21 protein-coding genes are annotated in these 18,570 nt (G+C 60.0%); 4 read left to right on the top strand and 17 right to left on the bottom strand.

All coding sequences use genetic code 11. From position 1 onward, the window contains the following. The first annotated feature begins 201 nt into the window (after positions 1-201). Complete coding sequence (locus tag ACPW74_RS07335) at positions 202-600, top strand: H-NS family nucleoid-associated regulatory protein (protein WP_201901170.1); 399 nt, start codon at positions 202-204, stop codon at positions 598-600. A gap of 79 nt (positions 601-679) precedes the next feature. On the opposite strand, the gene ACPW74_RS07330 is transcribed toward ACPW74_RS07335, so the two are convergent. The 5 genes from ACPW74_RS07330 to ACPW74_RS07310 form a co-directional block, all read right to left on the bottom strand. Further along, a complete protein-coding gene (locus tag ACPW74_RS07330) occupies positions 680-1,243 on the bottom strand; it encodes a cob(I)yrinic acid a,c-diamide adenosyltransferase (RefSeq protein ID WP_041211547.1) in 564 nt (187 codons plus the stop codon). Beyond that, positions 1,240-1,470, bottom strand: a complete 231-nt coding sequence (locus tag ACPW74_RS07325) for a DUF3820 family protein (RefSeq protein ID WP_039038687.1) — start codon at positions 1,468-1,470, stop codon at positions 1,240-1,242. Before ACPW74_RS07325 ends, ACPW74_RS07330 begins: the two co-directional genes overlap by 4 nt. 1 nt (position 1,471) lies before the next feature. After that, entirely contained in the window at positions 1,472-2,143 is a 672-nt protein-coding gene (queE, locus tag ACPW74_RS07320) for a 7-carboxy-7-deazaguanine synthase QueE (RefSeq protein ID WP_010674994.1), read from the bottom strand. 61 nt (positions 2,144-2,204) lie between these two features. Continuing rightward, entirely contained in the window at positions 2,205-2,912 is a 708-nt protein-coding gene (gene queC, locus ACPW74_RS07315) for a 7-cyano-7-deazaguanine synthase QueC (RefSeq protein WP_128273342.1), read from the bottom strand. A 22-nt stretch (positions 2,913-2,934) separates the two neighbouring features. Further along, complete coding sequence (locus ACPW74_RS07310; protein ID WP_425858809.1) at positions 2,935-3,588, bottom strand: tRNA-uridine aminocarboxypropyltransferase; 654 nt, start codon at positions 3,586-3,588, stop codon at positions 2,935-2,937. On the opposite strand from ACPW74_RS07310, the gene rrtA reads away from it, so the two are divergent. Beyond that, positions 3,554-4,132: a rhombosortase gene (gene rrtA / locus ACPW74_RS07305; RefSeq protein ID WP_425858808.1), complete on the top strand. Its 579-nt coding sequence runs from the start codon at positions 3,554-3,556 to the stop codon at positions 4,130-4,132. The genes ACPW74_RS07310 and rrtA overlap by 35 nt on opposite strands. 86 nt (positions 4,133-4,218) lie before the next feature. On the opposite strand, the gene pyrF is transcribed toward rrtA, so the two are convergent. The 6 genes from pyrF to cmk form a co-directional block, all read right to left on the bottom strand. Then, complete coding sequence (gene pyrF, locus ACPW74_RS07300; protein ID WP_069785130.1) at positions 4,219-4,917, bottom strand: orotidine-5'-phosphate decarboxylase; 699 nt, start codon at positions 4,915-4,917, stop codon at positions 4,219-4,221. A 121-nt stretch (positions 4,918-5,038) separates the two neighbouring features. Next, a complete protein-coding gene (gene lapB / locus ACPW74_RS07295; RefSeq protein ID WP_128313407.1) occupies positions 5,039-6,205 on the bottom strand; it encodes a lipopolysaccharide assembly protein LapB in 1,167 nt (388 codons plus the stop codon). A gap of 9 nt (positions 6,206-6,214) precedes the next feature. Beyond that, positions 6,215-6,499 (bottom strand): LapA family protein, encoded by a 285-nt coding sequence (locus tag ACPW74_RS07290; protein WP_010675000.1) that lies wholly within the window; start codon positions 6,497-6,499, stop codon positions 6,215-6,217. 156 nt (positions 6,500-6,655) lie between these two features. Then, on the bottom strand, positions 6,656-6,940 hold the full coding sequence (gene ihfB, locus ACPW74_RS07285) for an integration host factor subunit beta (protein WP_005299934.1): 285 nt from the start codon (positions 6,938-6,940) through the stop codon (positions 6,656-6,658). A gap of 92 nt (positions 6,941-7,032) precedes the next feature. Continuing rightward, positions 7,033-8,703: a 30S ribosomal protein S1 gene (gene rpsA / locus ACPW74_RS07280; RefSeq protein ID WP_010675001.1), complete on the bottom strand. Its 1,671-nt coding sequence runs from the start codon at positions 8,701-8,703 to the stop codon at positions 7,033-7,035. 93 nt (positions 8,704-8,796) lie between these two features. Next, entirely contained in the window at positions 8,797-9,489 is a 693-nt protein-coding gene (cmk, locus tag ACPW74_RS07275; RefSeq protein ID WP_041215039.1) for a (d)CMP kinase, read from the bottom strand. A gap of 263 nt (positions 9,490-9,752) precedes the next feature. Here cmk and ribA point away from each other — a divergent pair, with 263 nt between their 5' ends. Continuing rightward, positions 9,753-10,346, top strand: coding sequence for a GTP cyclohydrolase II (ribA, locus tag ACPW74_RS07270; protein ID WP_010675003.1), 594 nt, complete (start codon positions 9,753-9,755; stop codon positions 10,344-10,346). A gap of 66 nt (positions 10,347-10,412) precedes the next feature. Here the strand turns inward: ribA and ACPW74_RS07265 are convergent, their stop codons facing one another. Next, complete coding sequence (locus ACPW74_RS07265) at positions 10,413-11,315, bottom strand: LysR family transcriptional regulator (protein ID WP_104453015.1); 903 nt, start codon at positions 11,313-11,315, stop codon at positions 10,413-10,415. 93 nt (positions 11,316-11,408) lie between these two features. Between ACPW74_RS07265 and ACPW74_RS07260 the strand changes: the two genes are divergently transcribed. Continuing rightward, complete coding sequence (locus ACPW74_RS07260) at positions 11,409-12,662, top strand: MFS transporter (protein WP_104453016.1); 1,254 nt, start codon at positions 11,409-11,411, stop codon at positions 12,660-12,662. On the opposite strand, the gene ACPW74_RS07255 is transcribed toward ACPW74_RS07260, so the two are convergent. The 5 genes from ACPW74_RS07255 to ACPW74_RS07235 form a co-directional block, all read right to left on the bottom strand. After that, positions 12,647-13,201 carry a VOC family protein gene (locus tag ACPW74_RS07255; RefSeq protein ID WP_199770479.1) on the bottom strand — a complete coding sequence of 185 codons (555 nt, stop codon included), beginning with the start codon at positions 13,199-13,201 and terminating at the stop codon, positions 12,647-12,649. The two genes, ACPW74_RS07260 and ACPW74_RS07255, sit on opposite strands and share 16 nt — an antisense overlap. Beyond that, positions 13,195-13,959, bottom strand: coding sequence for a hypothetical protein (locus ACPW74_RS07250; RefSeq protein WP_010675007.1), 765 nt, complete (start codon positions 13,957-13,959; stop codon positions 13,195-13,197). Before ACPW74_RS07250 ends, ACPW74_RS07255 begins: the two co-directional genes overlap by 7 nt. 153 nt (positions 13,960-14,112) lie before the next feature. Continuing rightward, entirely contained in the window at positions 14,113-14,838 is a 726-nt protein-coding gene (gene nfsA, locus ACPW74_RS07245; protein WP_010675008.1) for an oxygen-insensitive NADPH nitroreductase, read from the bottom strand. A 67-nt stretch (positions 14,839-14,905) separates the two neighbouring features. Next, the gene (locus tag ACPW74_RS07240; RefSeq protein WP_279981425.1) at positions 14,906-16,468 is read right to left on the bottom strand and encodes an AbgT family transporter; all 1,563 of its coding nucleotides are present in this window, start codon (positions 16,466-16,468) and stop codon (positions 14,906-14,908) included. A 154-nt stretch (positions 16,469-16,622) separates the two neighbouring features. Next, positions 16,623-18,563, bottom strand: coding sequence for a putative bifunctional diguanylate cyclase/phosphodiesterase (locus ACPW74_RS07235; protein ID WP_029314665.1), 1,941 nt, complete (start codon positions 18,561-18,563; stop codon positions 16,623-16,625). Between the last annotated feature and the right edge of the window lie 7 nt (positions 18,564-18,570).

Below are 18,570 nucleotides of genomic sequence, written 5' to 3'. Positions count from 1 at the left end.
TTGGCAGGCTTGACTTGGTGCCAAATACCCCTATAAATTATCGAAAAACCAGTTTTTCCCTTAAGGAAGGTGCGAATAAGTCATATGGCACGAGAGCATTTAATGGTAACCCGTTGATATTAAATGACTAAAATTTTCATTTTTTGTTCGTGGGATACTTGTTCGCACTTTCCTTAATATTTTGCTCGCGTGGTAGCCAATATGAACGAATTTCTGAAAGTGCTGTTGAATATCCGTAGCCTGCGTGCAGCTTGCCGCGATTTGACGCTGGAACAACTGGAAGAAGGCTTGGAAAAGCTCTCCACCATCGTCGATGAACGTCGGCAAGATGAATCCGCCGAACGCCAGGCCCGTGAAGAGCATCAAAAGAAAATTGCCGAATATGCCGAAATGCTGAAGGCCGCTGGGATCGATCCCGCCGAATTGGTCAACACCGTGGTGCCCGAGAATACCAAGGTCAGCAAACGTGCGCCCCGCCCCGCCAAATATCGTTATCTGGACAATGGTGTGGAAAAAACCTGGACCGGTCAGGGCCGCATGCCCTCGGTCATTGCCAAGGCCGTTGCTGAAGGCAAATCCGTGGAAGCCTTTGCTATCTGACAGCAATATCAGACCCCTTTCCACAGCAATAAAAAAACCTCGCAAGGCGAGGTTTTTTTATTGCTGCTTCGTGCGGTGGTCAGCCTCTGTCAGCCGCCTTGACCCAGAGGATCTCCGGGGTACCCGACGATACCAGCAGGTATCTGGCGATGGTGAAAAACCAGTCGCTCAGCCGGTTGAGGTAGGGCAAAACGGCCGGATTCACCCGCTCTACGCGGCTCAACCCAAGCAGCAGGCGCTCGCAGCGACGGGTCAGGGTACGCACCACATGTGCCTGGGCCGCCGCCCGCGAACCGCTCGGCAAAATAAAATTGCGCAGCACCGGCAACCCGGCACTGTAGGCATCGATCTGTTGCTCGAGCCTGTTCGTCCAAGCCTCGTTCACCTGCCACAGCGTATCCGTTTGTGATTCACTGGAAAATGCCAGCTCCCCCCCCAGATCAAACAGCTCCTGCTGCAACAATATGAGATCGGCCAGGAGAGTCGTCTCCCCGGCGGGTATTTCAGCCATCAACAAGCCTATTTGGGAATTCAGCTCGTCGATGGCGCCATAGGTCTCGACACGTTTATCGTCTTTGGCCAGGGAAGTGCCATCGGCCAGTCGCGTGAGCCCCTTGTCCCCTTGCCTTGTATATATTCTCATTCTGACATCCTGTTAATAATGGGAATAATCATGGACTCGAGTCCATTGAGCTTTATCTCGTAGGCCAGTGCCAGAGACTGGCCCAGGGTACCGGCTGGAAAACCGCTTCGCGCCATCCATACCAGATAGGGCTCGGGAATATCGATGATGCGCCGCCCCTTGTATTTCCCGTAAGGCATCTTGCTGGCCAGCGTCAGCAAGATGCGCTCATCGCTGAGTCCATCCATATCAATCGATATTCAGGTATTTATGGGTCTGGATGGAGAGTCGCCAGTTACGGGCGATGCAGGTCGCCATGGCCAGCTCCGTGGCCCTGGCTTTCTGGCTGATGGGTTGCAGCGCAATCATCACATCGGGGCGCAGCCGGGCGGTGGCCAGCAGGGCATCCAGCTCCTCGATATGGTGCTCGGTGGCCACCGGGTGCTTGATCTCGTTGGCCCGCTCCAGTGCAGAGACCAGCACCGGCAACCCACCCTTCATGCCGATCTTGGGGGAAACAGTCACCCAGGTCTGCTCATGGGTCAGCACCTCGCTGGTCCCGCTGGTTTCGATCTGCACCTGATAACCCGATGCCACCAGGGCCGAAGAGAGCTCGCGCAAGTCGTAGAGGCAGGGCTCACCACCGGTCAACACCACGTGACGGGCCCGGTAACCGAGCCGGGTAAAGCTGGCCAGGATATCTTCCGTGCTCATCTTGCTCCAGCCGTCGGACTCATTGGAACGATCGAGCACCTCGCCTGGGGCCACCTCACGCTCGGGGTCCACCACCCAGGTGTGGCGGGTATCGCACCAGGGGCAGCCCACCGGGCAGCCCTGAAGGCGAACGAAGATGGCGGGCAGGCCGGTAAATACCCCCTCCCCCTGGATGGTCTGGAAGATCTCGTTGATTGGGTAGTGCATCTTGGTCACGACTTGCTGCAAAAGGGGCGGATTATACCCCAAACCCGGGCTAGGCACAGGCTCAGGATCCGCTTTTCTCGCCCAGTCCGCTCTTCTCGTAAAGTCTGGCACGGATGCCGCTCTTGTCAGCCAGATAGTGATCCAGGCCACGGCGACGCAGCTCGCAGGCAGGACAGGCCCCGCAACCATCTCCCTGGATTCCGTTGTAGCAAGTGAGCGTCTGGTGACGCACGGTATCGAGGTGACCGTAATGATCCGCCAGCGCCCAGGTTTCGGCCTTGTCGAGCCACATCAGGGGGGTTTCGAAGCGGATGGGGCGATCCAGCCCCAGGGAGACCGCCTGATTGAGCGCCTTGACGAAGTCGTCGCGGCAATCGGGATAGCCGGAAAAGTCGGTCTCGCACACCCCTGTGATCACCGCTTCGGCGCCCACCTGATAGGCATAGATGGCCGCCAGGGTCAGGAACAGGATGTTGCGTCCCGGTACGAAGGTGTTGGGCAGGCCGTTCTCCTGAAGCTCGAAGCTCACCGGTATGTCGTCCCGGGTCAGCGCCGAAATGGCCAGCTCCCCGAGCATGGTCACATCCATTACCTTGTGGGCGGCGATCCCGAGCGCCGTCGCCAGATGGCGGGCGGTGTCAATCTCCGCCCGGTGGCGCTGGCCGTAATCGAAGGTGATGGCATGCACTTCGTCATAGCGGGCCTGTGCCTGCACCAGACAGGTAGTGCTGTCCTGCCCGCCACTGAAGACCACGACGGCTTTTTTCATGTTTTTCACTCCTCTGGGCAACTCAACGGCGGCGGCCTTGTGCAAAGTCATGCCACTGCCGGTTCAAATGGGTAAACAGGGTCATCAGCGGGGTGAAGCGCTCAGGCTCTCCTTCCCACCGGGACAACAGATGGTAGCCCGCCTCCAGGGTGGACAGTGCCTCCTCAAAGGGCTTCTTGCGAATGGAATATTGCCCGGCAATGGCGCCGAGGGTGATCCGCGGCAACCCGAGCAGTGCAGGCGAGCTGTGCAACATGCGATAGGCTTTGCGCCAGGTGCCATCGAGGAGGATGAAGTGGGCTCGCACGGTGCGCCCACGCCTCAGGAGATGCTCCCTTGCCTCTATCAGGGTCAGGGCCTCCTCATCGGGCCACAGCACGTAACACTGGACAGCGGGGTCGACAAGCAAGGCATTGAGCCCTTCGTCGTCGGAAAAATCCTCCCCCACATGGATGCGCACATCGGACAGGGACGCCGCCAGCAACGCCGCCGTCCCCTTGGGGTGACCTACTTCGGCAGGGTGTTGCAGGATATGGAGCGCAGCCAGGTTTGGCACCCGCTGAATATAATCGCACAGGCACGCTTTGAGGGCCCGGGTACAGCGTGTACAGTATCGGCTCTCTTTGTCGTTGGGCTGCTTCATGTTGTCAGAAAAATCGGGTCTGCTCTGGGTCATCGCGCTTTCGCTCGTCACTGCCTTGCTCTTTTTCACCGTGCCAAATCATCAGCTCGCCTTCGATCGCGACCTGATCGCCCAGGGCGAAGGGTGGCGCATCATAACAGGCAATCTGGCACACACCAATGGATGGCATCTGCTGCTCAACCTGAGCGGCCTGGCCGTGCTCTACAGCCTGTTTCAGGAGTACCTGACGGGATGGCGCCTGCCCGTGCTGTTGCTGCTGCTGGGAACGGCGGTCGGACTCGGCATCTGGTGGGGCTGCCCGCAAACCCAGTGGTACATGGGACTCTCCGGCCTGCTGCACGGATTGTTCGTATGGGGTGCCATGCAGGACATCCGCTTTCGCCGTCACTCCGGCTGGCTGATGCTGGCGGGCGTCGCCATCAAGCTCGGTGTGGACTTTTACAGTGCCGGCGAGAGCCCTGTCTCCGCCTTGATCGGTGCCAGGGTACACATCGAGTCACACTTCATCGGCGCACTCGCCGGCCTGCTGCTCGGCCTCTTCCCCATTCGTCTGGACGCCCAGGCCGTTCACTCCTGAGCTCCCCATAGGCAAGGCCAGCCCACGGCCAAAATGCAGCAGGCCGGATCTGGGATCCGGCCTGCGCTCATTCGCCCATTACGCCGTTACCGGCAAAGCTCGGCATTGATCGCCCCAAGCACGGCGGCGGGATCCGAGGACTGGGTGATGGGACGCCCGATCACCAGATAATCCGCACCCGCCTCCACCGCTGCCAGCGGCGTCATGACGCGGCGCTGATCGCCGGCAGCCGATCCGCTCGGACGAATGCCCGGCGTCACCAGCTTGAATTCGGCTCCCAGCAGCCCCTTCAGCACACTCGCCTCTTCCGCGGAGCAGACCACACCATCCAGCCCGGCCGTCTTGGCAAGGGTGGCCAGGCGGATCACCTGTTCTGCCGGCGTCACATCCAGACCCAGGGGCGCCATGTCGGACTGCTCCATGCTGGTCAGCACGGTTACCCCGATGAGCAGGGGCGCCTTGTCGCCGTATGGCAGCAACGCCTCTCTGGCGGCACGCATCATGCGTTCGCCACCGCTGGCATGGACATTCACCATCCAGACGCCCAGCTCCGCACTGGCCGCCACCGCCTTGGCGACGGTGTTGGGAATGTCGTGAAATTTCAGATCCAGGAAGACGTCGAACCCCTTGGCCACCAGTTGGCGAACGAACTGGGGACCAAACAGGGTAAACATCTCCTTGCCTACCTTGAGGCGGCACTGGGCCGGTGAGATCTGCTCAATGAAGGCAAAGGCGTCGGCTTCGTGCTGATAATCCAGCGCGACCAGTACTTTGGGGTCTTGCATGTCACTTCCTATGGATTGTTATGCCACAGCCAGGCGCAGCAGAGCCGAGGCCCGGTTGCACGCTGGCATCTGAAATTTTTGGGTATCCGTGCTCGCCCGGGCGTGCTGGCCTCGCTGGCGTTTACTCCCCATCCAGCCCTCGGATCGGCTTGATGGTGCCCCACTGCCGGCAGGAAGGGCATTGCCAGAACAGCGAATGGGTGGCAAAGCCGCACTGGCGGCACTTGTGGGTCGACTTGATCTTGATCTGCTCACCGACCAGCTGTTGCAGCAGCTCCAGGCTCTCCTTGGCAGGCCCCTCCTCGGCACTGGCCAACTGGAAACCGACCAGCTGATAAAAGCCCTTCATGGAGGGGTGGCGACGCAGTTGGCGCAGCACCAGCGCCCGAGCCTGACTCAACCCATCGCGGGCCTCCACCAGATTGGCCAGCGCCAGGGTCACGCTGACCCCCGCATGATCCTCTACCGCTTTTTCAAGCAGCGGGATCAGCTCCTGGCTGCGACCAAGCTGGCGATAGCATTCGAGCAGTTTTGGCATGGCTTCGGAGGCAAAGTCGATGTCCTGCTCGAACACCCGCAGGAGCTCCTTGGCCGCATCCTCGAACCTGCCCTCCTCCATCGCCAGATCGGCCAGCCGCAGGCTGGCGCGGGCACAGGCCGGGTGGGCACCGAGCGCGCGCTTGAGCTTGGCGATGCCCGCAGGCTTGTCACCATCGCGCAAGGCACTCTCCGCCTGTTCGCAATAGAAGTGGGATATGGGCTCGGCCAGCTTCTTGCCCTGGAATTTCTGCAGACGCCCCGCCACGGCGATGGCATTGTCCCAGTCACGCAACTGCTGATGAATGATCAGGAGCTGTGCCAGAGCCGTCTCTTCGAAATCGCTGTCATCACACAGCTCTTTCCAGAGTGCTTCGGCCCGATCGAGCAATCCGGCAGCCAGAAAATCACGGGCCAGCTCCTGCAAGGCAAGCTGACGCTGCTCACGGGTCAGCTGACGGGCAACCAGGTTCTGGTGGATCTTGATGGCGCGATCGACTTCGCCCCGTTGACGGAACAGGTTGCCGAGGGAGAGGTGGGTTTCGATGGTTTCGCTGTCGACTTCCAGCAGCTGGATAAAGAGATCCACCGCCTTGTCCGACTCGTCAGAGAGCAAATAGTTGAGGCCCGCCACGTACTGGCGGGAAAACTGGTTACTCTGTTGCTGGGTGTCCTGGCGAACACTCCTGCGGCCCATGTACCAGCCATAACCGGCAGCGATGGGCAACAGCAGGAAAAGCAGTTCAAGCATCGAGGGACATTATTCCTTGGTTGTCGACCGGGCAAGCTCCAACTCGCGAGATTGACGACGCATGGTTCGGTTCAGGGTGCGATTTTGCAGTTTGAGACGCAGGAACAGCAGACCAAACACCAGCCAGCCCAGCAGAAAACCGCCGGCGAAGAAGAACCCCAGCAACATGGAGAGCGAGAACTCCCCCTGGGCAATCAGGTAGTTGAACTGCACCAGCTGACCATTTTGAGAACCGATGGCAAGGGTCAGGACAAACACCAGCACCAGTGGAATGAGGGCCAAGATACGCTTCATGGGAGCTCCCTGTCTGTAGCGAATGAGTGACTGATTATCCTTAAAATCACAGGCAGACTCTAGCGCGAATGGGAAAAGAGTGTGAGAAACCCGACAACGGGCAGACTCCAAAACATAAAAATGAAAAAGGCATACTCAGGTATGCCGTTTTCTGCATTATTCGATGATGTTGACGCGTTCGCGCAACTCTTTGCCAGGTTTGAAGTGCGGGACATATTTCCCGGTCAGTTCAACCTTGTCCCCGGTCTTGGGGTTGCGACCCACGCGGGGCGCACGATAGTGCAGCGAGAAACTGCCAAATCCTCGGATTTCAATCCGGTCGCCGTTTTGCAAGGTCGATGCCATCTGCTCAAGGATCTCCTTGATGGCGGCTTCGACATCCTTGGCCGGCATATGCATGCGGCTGGCTGCCAGTTGTTCGATGAGATCTGATTTGGTCATAAGGTTAAATCTCCTTCCCCGATCACATGCAATAATCATTTTGCCAAGATAAAAAAGGGCGGCGCAATGCCGCCCTTTTCTTGCATCAAGGATTACTCACCCTTGGCGGCTTTGAACGCTTCCATCATGGCATTGCTGAACACAACTTCTTCTTGTTGGTTCAGGCTGTCGATGGCAACACGCTCATCAGCCTCGTCCTTGGCACGGACAGACAGGCTTACGGTGCGGTTCTTGCGATCAACGCCCATGAATTTGGCTTCAACTTCGTCACCAACAGACAGCACCAGAGTGGCGTCTTCTACGCGGTCACGAGCAGCGTCGGAGGCACGCAGGTAGCCTTCTACGCCGTCAGCCAGTTCGATCACGGCACCCTTGGCATCAACCTCGGTAACCTTGCCCTTCACAATAGCACCTTTCTTGTTGTCAGACAGGTACTTATTGAACGGGTCTTCTTCGATCTGCTTGACGCCCAGGGAGATGCGCTCACGCTCCGGGTCCACTTGCAGAACAACGGCTTCGATTTCGTCGCCCTTCTTGAATTCACGCACGGCTTCTTCGCCCTGGTTGTTCCAAGAGATGTCAGACAGGTGAACCAGGCCGTCGATGCCGCCATCCAGACCGATGAAGATACCGAAGTCAGTGATGGACTTGATCTTGCCGGAAACACGGTCGCCCTTGGCGTGAGTTTCGGCAAACAGCTGCCACGGGTTGGATTTGCACTGCTTCAGACCCAGGGAGATACGACGACGCTCTTCGTCGATGTCGAGAACCATCACGTCAACCACGTCGCCAACGTTGACAACCTTGGACGGGTGGATGTTCTTGTTGGTCCAATCCATCTCGGATACGTGTACCAGGCCTTCCACGCCTTCTTCGATTTCAACGAAGCAGCCGTAGTCGGTCAGGTTGGTCACGCGGCCAGACAGACGGGTGGTCTCCGGGTAACGCTTGGCGATAGCAACCCAGGGATCTTCGCCCAGCTGCTTCAGGCCCAGGGATACACGGGTACGCTCGCGGTCGAACTTCAGAACCTTGACAGCGATCTCGTCGCCAACGTTGACGATTTCGGAAGGATGCTTAACGCGCTTCCACGCCATGTCGGTGATGTGCAGCAGGCCGTCAACACCGCCCAGATCTACGAATGCACCGTAGTCGGTCAGGTTCTTGACGATACCCTTAACTTCTTGACCTTCTTGCAGGTTGGCCAGCAGGCTTTCACGCTCGGAGGTGTTCTCGGTCTCGATCACGGCACGACGGGAAACAACAACGTTGTTGCGCTTCTGGTCCAGCTTGATGACTTTGAACTCGAGTTCTTTGTTTTCCAGGTGAGCGGTGTCACGGATCGGACGCACGTCAACCAGAGAACCCGGCAGGAAGGCACGGATGCCATTCAGTTCAACGGTGAAACCACCCTTGACCTTGCCGTTGATGATACCGATAACGGTAGCTTGCTCTTCGTAAGCTTTTTCAAGCTGCAGCCAGGCTTCGTGGCGCTTGGCTTTTTCGCGGGACAGCTTGGTTTCGCCGAAACCATCTTCGATAGAGTCCAGAGCCACGTCAACGGAGTCACCTACGTTGATTTCCAGCTCGCCCATGGCGTTCTTGAATTCTTCAGCCGGGATAGCAGACTCGGATTTCAGACCGGCATCAACCAGTACGAAACCGTTCTCGATAGCAACGACAGTGCCCTTGACGATGGAACCTTGACGGGTTTCAACGGCGTTCAGGGACTCTTCAAAGAGTTGAGCAAAAGATTCGATCATTGTTTATGTCACAAATGAAACATCCACTTGCAATCCGGCACAAGCGGGGTTGTTTTAAATTATCTGCGCCATCCTTGGTGCAGACGACTGACATCAGTTTGCGCTGACATCACCAAGTTGTTGCTCTGCATAGGCAAGCACCGTTGCCAGCACTTCATCTATGGTCATGGACGTTGAGTCTACAACAAGAGCATCTTCCGCGGGTTTCAGAGGAGCGACGGCGCGATTTCTGTCGCGATCGTCACGTTCCCGAATCTCGGTTAAAAGACGCTCAAAGTTAACATCAAAGCCCTTATCTTGCAACTGCTTATAGCGGCGCTGGGCCCGCTCCTCGGCGCTGGCGTCGAGGAAAATCTTCACATCCGCCTCGGGGAAAACCACGGTGCCCATGTCGCGACCGTCGGCGATGAGACCGGGGGCTTGGCGAAATGCTCGCTGACGGCGCAGCAGGGCTTCACGTACCCGGGGAAACGCCGCAATTTTGCTGGCCGCGTTGCCCACTTCTTCAGTACGAATGGTGCGGGAAACATCCTCCCCTTCGAGGATCACCTTGACCAGCTCCCCTTCTACCTGGAATTGCACATCCAGATTGGCGGCCAGGGGAACCAATGCGGCTTCGGAATCGAGCTCCACATCGTGATGCAGGGCTGCCAGGGAGAGCACCCGGTAGATGGCACCGGAATCGAGCAGGTGCCAGCCCAGTTTTTCAGCCAGCAACTGGCACAAGGTGCCTTTTCCTGCTCCACTTGGGCCATCAATAGTCATCACGGGGGCCATCTGAGCCATAACGTTTCTCCTGCGCATTCGGCATCTTGACTGGTTGCACACATCCCTGTCGGGATGGGTTAATGGGCGCCGATTATACCCGAATGCGCCGTCGCTGGCAGTTGTCAGGGCACACAATTGCGCAAAAGTCGTCGTGATTGCACCTATTCTGACCAATCGGGTTAACCCACTTCTCACGCAAGGTTTTGTTCTTATGGTTGTTCCGGACAATGCGCGCTAAACTGGCCGCCCTTTTTTAAGCAGCTGTAGTCAGGAGCAACCATATGAGCAGCGTTACCCTCGTGGCCAAATCCAAGTTGCCGACCCCCTGGGGCACTTTCACGCTGGTTGGTTTTCAGGAAACCGGCACTGGCAAGGATCATGCCGCGCTGGTGATGGGCGATATCGCAGACGGCGAACCCGTGCTGGGACGCATTCATTCCGAGTGTCTGACCGGGGATGCCCTGTTCAGTCTGCGTTGTGACTGCGGCTTCCAATTGCAGGCCGCGCTGGAAAACATCGCCAAGGCGGGCCGCGGCGTCCTGCTGTATGTCCGTCAAGAAGGGCGAGGCATCGGCTTGCTCAACAAGATCCGGGCCTATCATCTGCAGGATCAGGGGGCCGATACCGTGGAGGCCAACGTGGCGCTTGGTTTTGCCGCCGACATGCGCGACTACACCATCTGCGCCGACATGCTCAAGGCGCTCGAGGTCAAGTCACTGCGCCTGATGACCAACAACCCACGCAAGTTGAAGGCGATGGAATCCTTTGGCATCCCGGTGGCGGAGCGCGTGCCCCTTCAGGAAGGTCGCAATCCCCACAACGAGTTTTATCTCTCCACCAAGGCAAACAAGCTGGATCACCTGTTCAAGAAATAAGGTTGCATCCACCTTGTCAGCATACGCCTCCAGATTGGAGGCGTTTTTATTGGTGATACCACTGAATCATTCAGTATCTGTAGCGCAATGATGAGACACATCCCCTTGCGCCAGCAAAAAATCCCGCAATGCCCGGTTCGCCATGGAGAGCGGATCCCCCCGCCGCCAGGCTACGCAGAGATCCAGGAAGATGGGGGGTGAAAAAGGGATGCCGGTGAGGGCCGGCTCCTCTTCCAGCGCCATGCGCAGGAAGGTGGTCACGGCGAATCCCTGGCGCACCACCGCCTTGAGCAGCGGGATGAGATTGCTTTCGAACGCGATGTCAGGCTCTACCCCCAGCCCCTGCGCCAACACCTCCATGTGTTCCCTGTGGTAGAAGCCTCGCCGGAACATGGCGAGCTCCTGGCCGAAGAACTGTGGCAGCGAGACCGCCTCAGCGCCACGCAGGGGGTGCTCCTCCCCCACCACCATCAGCATCTCTTCCCGCAGCAGCTGCGCCCCCTCGAGGGCCGGTGGCAGATCGCTGGTGATGAGGATGGCGAGATCCAGACTGCCATCCACCATGCGGCTGAGCAGCTCCCGGGTGCCCGCCTCCTCCACCCGGATCTTCAAACCGGGGTAGCGATGCTTGAACGCCATCAGGATTGGCGGGAAGTAATAGGATCCCATCATGTAGGGGATGCCGATGCGCACCTCCCCCCGCTCCAGCCCCTTGAGCTCGGCCATCTCGGCCTCGGCCTGGTGCATCTGGCGCAGCAGCCGTTCGGCGTGGCGGCAAAGGACCTCTCCCTCCGGGGTGAGGCGCACGCTGCGATCCTGTCGGTCAAACAGCCGCAGATCGAGCTGCTGCTCCAGCTTGGCGATGGCCATGCTGACAGCAGGCTGGGCCACGTTCAGCCCCTGGGCCGCCCTGGTGAAGGAGCCGGCATCGCGCACCGCCAGCAGGTATCCGAGCTGTTTCAGATCCATATCAATTTCATTTATCAGGGTAATAACTTAAATATATTATATTTATACGTTTCGTCGCACTACCCTGCACAAAAGTCGTCGGGACAACTCCATATGATCGAAGTAGGCAGTCGCGAATGGATACGTGCCACCCTGGCTCTCAGCCTGGGCTCCTTCCTGGTATTCCTCAATCTCTACCAGACCCATCCCCTGCTGCCACTCCTGGCAGAGGTTTTCTCCGTCAGCGCCCTGTCCGCCAGCTGGACGCTGGCAGGCTGCACCGCAGGGCTTGCAGGCTCCCTGCTCGTCTGTGCCCGTCTGGCTGATCGGTTCGGACGGCGGCGGATCATGCTGTGGACCCTGGCGGCCGCCATCCTGCTCTCCCTGTGCATCCCCTGGGTCACCCACTTTGATGTGCTGGTGAGCCTGCGCATCCTGCAAGGCGTCCTGCTGGCAGGGCTGCCCGCCACCGCCATTGCCTACATGGGGGAAGAGTTCAGCAAACGTGCCCTCATCGTAGCCGTCGGCGTCTATATCGCGGCCAACTCCCTGGGGGGCATCGCGGGCCGGGTGGTCGGCGGTCTGCTGGCTGGCTGGTTTGGTGACTGGCAGCACACCTTCCTCGGTATCGGGATCATCAGCCTCGCCCTGCTGCCACTGGTCATCTGGCTGCTGCCCGCCCAGCGCTGCTTCGTGGCCGTGGAGGCAGCGCCTGGGCAACTGCGCCGCGCCATCCAGAGTCACCTTGGCAATCCCCTGCTGGTGGGGGCCTATCTCATCGGCGGCCTCAACTTCATGGTCTTCCTGAATCAGTACAGCTATCTCACCTTCCTGCTGGCCAAGGCCCCCTTCTCCCTGCCGACCCAGTGGCTCGGCATGCTGTTTCTGACCTACCTCACCGGCACCGTCGCCTCTTCACTGAGCGGCCGCGGGGCCCATCGCTGGGGAGCACATCGTCTGCTGCTGGCGGGAATAACCTTGATGGCACTCGGCAGTCTGGCCCTGCTGCAGGGGAGCCTTGTCGCCATCATCGGGGGATTGCTTGTCTCGAGCTTCGGCTTCTTCCTGGCCCACGCCTGCGCCAGCGCCTGGGTCGGCCAGCACGTGGAGCACAACCGGGCGCTCGCCTCGTCGCTCTATCTGGTGGGGTACTACCTGGGAGCCAGTCTGGGTGGGCTTTATCTGCACCCCTTCTGGGAGCAGGGGGGGCTCTGGGGTCTGGTGCTCGGCATCGAGCTGGTGTTGATGATCACCGCGGGGTTGAGCCTCTGGCTCGGTCACTTGAAAGGACGTGTGGCGCCCGCTTGTACGTTGACGCCACAGGGTCAGGCTCCCGTCAACGGGCTCTCCCCTCACAGACCGTCATAATAGTCCGCCGGTACCGGCACCACGGCGCCGGTGCAGAGCTCTTCGTCTATCACCTCCTCAAGCGGGCGCAGATGAAACTTGATCTGCCCAGAGGGCAGCATCAATCCTATATCCGGATTGCGTTCGTCATCGATGTTGCCGGTCTTGAAGGGGACATCGGGATGCGTCGCCACCAAGGCCGTGAGCGAGGGCACCACCAGCTCGATATGTTCGAGCCCGGCCTGATGGCTTCGGCCCGCCTTGGGGGCGGCCAGTTCGATGCAGGGGACGGTCACCTGCTCCCAGCAGACAGGCTGGTGCAAGCGATAGGTGGCGATGGGACGACCGCCTATCATCCCCTCCACCAGCAAGACTCCGTGGGCGGCCAGCACCGCTTTCAACTCCAGATATTCCGGCAGGGTGGCGGCGCGGTAGCAGAGGTGATCCACCACGGGGGAGCCATTGACTCCCATGACGGCATGCATTTCCGTGAGCAGTTGACAAACAAATGGGGCCATGGGCCCCAGTGTGGAATCCAGGGGATGTGACATGATCACCATTTCTTCTTGGGTTGGAACAGGACGTCCAGTTCGTCCGTCTCTTTGTCCTTGATGTTTTGCAGCTCCTTCTCGCTGTGCTGCTGCAGGTGTTCTTCCAGCTGGCGCATCCCCTGACGCATGTCCTCTTCCCGCGCCAGCAGGTAGGGATCCTTGTCGGTGACATTGGCCAGCGCCCCCAGCCCCTTGGTGTAGAGCTGGCGGCAGGTGCCGTACTGCCCCTGGATCTGGGCATCCATGGCACGCTTGAGCAGGTTGGCGATGTTGATCTTGAGCTGCATCAGCTCGAGGCGGCGATCCTCCTGGGCAAAGCCCTGGGGATCTATCTTGCCCTTGTTGTGCTCGACCCGCAGCACGGCCCGCATCTTCTTCGCCAGTTGCAGCATCTGGATGGCCTGGCGGTCGGACTCCGGCGTCTTGAAATGCCCCTCGTCCTGGCTGCTGTAATTCTCCTGCACATTCTTGATCTGAAGCTGGACATCGGCGATGCGCTGCTTGACCTGCGCATTGGGCATCACCAGCGCGATGGCGCGGTAGGCATCCAGGATCCGGTGTTGCAACAGCAACACCATGTTTTTGGAAAAGGGCACCAGGTTGACGTTCAGCAACACCTCTTCGGTCTCGTCTGCCACCGCCTTGTGACGGGCAATGGCCTGGCGCTTGTCCGATTCGGCCTTCTGCTTGTATTGCTGCACCACGTTATAGGCGATGACCAGAAACAGGAGTGCGCCGATTGACAGCAATATCAGAGTTAAAATCATAGGGTGTTCACACTCCAGTCCCAATCCAATTGCGAGATCCTACAACAGCTTAGCCTCATAGGGTAGCGCCCAGATCCCGTATTGCCTCACAAGAACGCTCGCAGGCGGTGACCGCATCCGGTGCGTCATGCTCCATATCGCCCGCCGCCCCCATTACTTGAGGCAAAAACCCTTCGACTGCAGGAATCCCAGCATGAAGGGCCTCGCCTCCTTGCCCAGGATCCCCCTGATCTGCCCGCTCCAGGTCTGATCCTTGTTGTTGCTGCTGCGGGCCTGGTAGTAGTCGTGGATCTGCCCGTCGTACCGGGCCAGCAGGGCGCGATCCAGGGTGGCAGGATAGCGGTTCTCGTGCACCACCAGCGCCCGGGGCAGCCGCGGTTTTTGCTCCGGCCGCTGGGCGGGATGACCCAGGCAGAGGCCAAACAACGGGATCACCTGATGGGGCAGACCCAGCACCTCGCTCACCTCGGCCGGATTGTTGCGAATGCCGCCGATATAGACCCCCCCCAGCCCAAGTGACTGGGCCGCCAGCAAGGCATTTTGCGCCATCAGGGCGCCGTCGATGGCCCCGATCATGAGCTGCTCCACAAAGCCGGTGCGGGCCTCCGGCACTATCTGGCTGTGACGATGGTAGTCGGCACAAAACACCAGAAACTCCGCCGCTTCGACCACATAGGCCTGATGACCGGCCAGCTCCGCCAGGGTGGCCCGCAGCCCCTTGTCGGTGACCCGGATGATGCTGTTGGCCTGGAGGAAGCTGGAGCTCGCGGCGCTCTGAGCGGCGCTCAGGATCTGATCCAGCTGCTCTGCGCTGACGGGCTCTGGGGTGAACTGGCGAATGGAGCGATGGGAAAGAATGAGATCGATGGTCGGGTTCATGGTACCTCCGGGATGAAGGTCACACTCTACCCAAAAAAAGCGGGGGGCCCAAGGCCCCCCGTCACCCTCAAGGGGCAGGATAGACATAGGGGGCCTGCAGCCCAAGCGGGAACCCCAGCGCCCAGTAGAGCAGCAGGAAGCCCGTCCAGCTCACCAGGAAGGCCAGGGAGTAAGGCAGCATCATGGAGACCAGGGTGCCGATGCCTGTGCTCTTCACATACTGCTGGCAATAGACCACCACCAGGGGGAAGAAGACCATCAGCGGGGTGATGATGTTGGAGGCGGAATCCCCCACCCGATACGCGGCCTGAGTCAGCTCGGGCGAGATCCCCACCGCCATCAGCATGGGCACCAGGATGGGGCTGATGAGGGCCCACTTGGCGGAGGCCGAGCCCACCACCAGGTTGACGGTGGCCGTCAGCAGTATGATGCCGACGATTGTCACCTCTCCCGGCAACGCCAGGGCGTGAAGCACCTCGGCACCGGAGAGCGCCAGCAGGGTACCGAGGTTGGAGTCCCCGAACGCCTTGATGAAGAGGGCGCAGAAGAAGGCCATCACCATGTAGGAGCCCATCTTGTTCATGGTGGCCGACATGGCGTCGATCACATCCTTGCCACTCTTGAAGCTGCCGGCGACAAATCCATAGACGATCCCGGGCAGGATGAAGAGCAGGAAGATGAGGGGCACGATGGACTTCATCACCGGTGCGGCGAAGGTGGTGAGGGAACCGTCCGGTGCCCGCATCGGCGAGTCGCCGGGGGCCAGCGCCAGCCCCAGCAGCACCACGGCCGCCAGCATGGCGAACCCGGCCCAGTTGAAGGCCCGGCTCTCCTGGGCGCTGTAACGACCCATCTCGTCGGCGCTCTCCAGATCCTCGTTGAGGGGCACTTGCTTGAGGCGCGGCTCGACAATCTTCTCGGTGACAAACCAGCCCACGCAGATGATCAGCAAGGAAGAAGCGCCGGTGAAGATGATATTGCACAGGGTGTTGACCATGTAGTCAGGGTCGAACAACTGGGCTGCAGACTGGGTAAAACCCTGAAGCAGCGCATCCCCGCCGGAGGGCAGGAAGTTGGCGGCAAACCCGCCGGAAACCCCGGCAAAGGCTGCGGCAATCCCCGCCAGCGGGTGGCGACCCGCCGCATGGAAGATGATGCCGCCAATGGGGATCACCAGCACATAGCCGGCATCGGCGGCGGTATGGCTGACGATGGCCACCAGGATCAGCATGGGGGTCAGGAAGCGCGCAGGAGTGACCTTCAGGAGTTTCTTGAGGCCGGTGTTGATGAAGCCGGACTGCTCGGCGACCCCGACCCCCAGCATGGCCACCAGGACGATGCCAAGCGGCGCAAAGCCGGTGAAGGTGGTGACCATGCTGGCCAGAAACTCGGCCAGGCCCGCCCCGGTCAGCAGGTTGTTGACCACCACCGCCTCCCCGGTGCGGGGGTTGACCAGATCGAAGGAGAACTGGGAGCCTATCCAGGAGCCGACCCAGACGATCAGCAAGGCATAGAGGAAGAGCATGGCGGGATCCGGCAGCTTGTTGCCCGCCTTCTCCACCCCGTTCAGAAAGCGGTTCAACCAGCCGTTGGGAGGGGCCGGACGCTCGTTCACTGCAGCTTGACTCATTATGGTGATACTCCATTACCAAGGAATGAGCGCGCATACTAGCGATAACGTCTAATGGATCCCATGATATGAGACAAAAATTCGATTAATTATGTTTAATTTGGCATCTCGCACTTCATAAATGGGAGATGCCGCACATTTATCGACAACTTGCTCAATGGTTTGCGAGGGGGTAGCGACCCAGCCGGCACTGTACAGCGAACCCCGCCGCCGCCACCTCTTCCGGGGTCATGGGACGGCTGAACAGGAACCCCTGGAAGACATGGCAACCCTGGGTCTGCAGGGCCGCGAGCTCGTGCTCCTCCTCCACCCCTTCCGCCAGGATCCCGAGCCCCAGACTGGTGGCCATGGCCACCGTCGCCCGGATCACCGGCAGGTTGAGTCCCACCACGAAGGAGCGGTCCAGCTTGATGGTGTCGATGGGCAACCGGTTGAGGTAGGCCAGGGAGGAGTAGCCCGTCCCGAAGTCGTCGATGGCGATCTTGATCCCCTGCTCGCTCAGGGCGTCGAGGATCTCGATGCACCCCTTCATGTCGAGCATCAGCACCGTTTCGGTCAGCTCCAGGGTCAGCAGCGCCGCCTCCACCGAGAATACCTCGAGCAGTTGGGCCACCAGCTCCGGCAAACTGGCAGAGAGCTGGAAGCCCGAGAGATTGACCGACACCGGCACCCTCACCCCGTCCTGTCGCTGCCACTCCCCCATCTGGGCCAATGCGGTGGAGAGCACCCAGCTTCCAATTTCCCGGATGAGCCCCATCTCTTCGGCCAGCGGAATGAACTCCGCCGGCGACACATGGCCGAGCACGGGATTGTACCAGCGTACCAGGGCCTCGAAACCGATGACCCGACCTTGCGCCACATCCACCTGGGGCTGATAGCGCAGGCTGAGCTCCCCCCGACCGACGGCCTTGGCCAGGAACTGCTTGAGGGTCAGCTTGCGATGCAGGCTTTGCTGCATGCTGGGGGTGAAGCGCTGCCATCGAAGCCGCCCCATCTGCTTGGCCTGGTACATGGCCATGTCGGCACGGGTGATGAGGTTGTCGCCGTCATCCGCGTCGTCCGGGTAGATGGCGATGCCGATGCTGCCGCCGATGGTGACCTCGGGGACACCGCTCAGCTGCAGTGGCTTGCTCATCTGGGAGAGCATGAGATCCGCCACCTCCTGGGCCCGATCGCTCGCCTGGTTGAGGGGCACCAGGGCGGTGAACTCGTCCCCGCCAAGGCGCGCCAGCTCCACGTCCCGCGGGCAGATCTGCTTTAGCCGTCCGGCGACCCGCTCCAGCAGGCGATCCCCTGCCTTGTGGCCGTAGTTGTCATTGACCAGCTTGAAGTTGTCCAGATCCATGAACACCAGGGCAAAGCGACCCCCGAGGCCGCAATAGGCTTCCAGGGATTTCATCAGGCCGTAGCGGTTGAGCAGCCCGGTGAGGGAGTCGTGCCAGGCCAGGTGGCGATGCTCCAGCTCTTCGAGCTTGCGATCCGTGATGTCCCGCATGGTCAGCAGGATCCGCGCCCCCTGCTGGATATGGCGAAACTGGTACTGGAACCAGCGCATCCCCTTCTGGGTGCGGCACTCCCCTTCGGCCACCACTTCGTCCAGACGGGAGAGGCGACGATAGAAGGCCTCGTCCGCACCGGAGAAGATCTGGGGCAGCGTCAGAATGCCGGTGCCAAAGCACATGTCGAAGTGATGGTTGCCGCTCTCGAGGCGCCCCTCGTTGTCAAAGAGACAGGCCAGGGTGTCGCCGGTGGCGAGGGAGGACTCCTGATAGAGGGTGTCGGCATCGATGACCGCTTCCGCCATCATCATCTGCCGTCCGGCAAGCTGGATCCCGGAAAGACGCAGATAGACCTGCTTCTTGACCCCCTTAGGCGAGAGGGTCCACCACTCGTTGTAACTGCGCTCCTGCTGGAAATCGCCGAGATAGCGCTGCAGCAGCAGATCGATGGCGGCGGCCATGTCGGCGGAGAAATCCCGGGACTTCAGCTCGGCCAGGGAGCTCGCCTCCCAGAGCCCGAGGGCAGCATCGTTGGCCCAGTAAATATGATGACGCTGGATGTCATAGACCCAGACTGGCGTGTGGAGGACATCCATCACGGTG

This window comes from Aeromonas sp. INTO2, from assembly GCF_049860605.1.
Lineage (GTDB): Bacteria > Pseudomonadota > Gammaproteobacteria > Enterobacterales > Aeromonadaceae > Aeromonas > Aeromonas caviae.
Note: the sequence above shows the minus strand (reverse complement) of the source record. Positions and strands in the feature narration are given on the sequence as shown.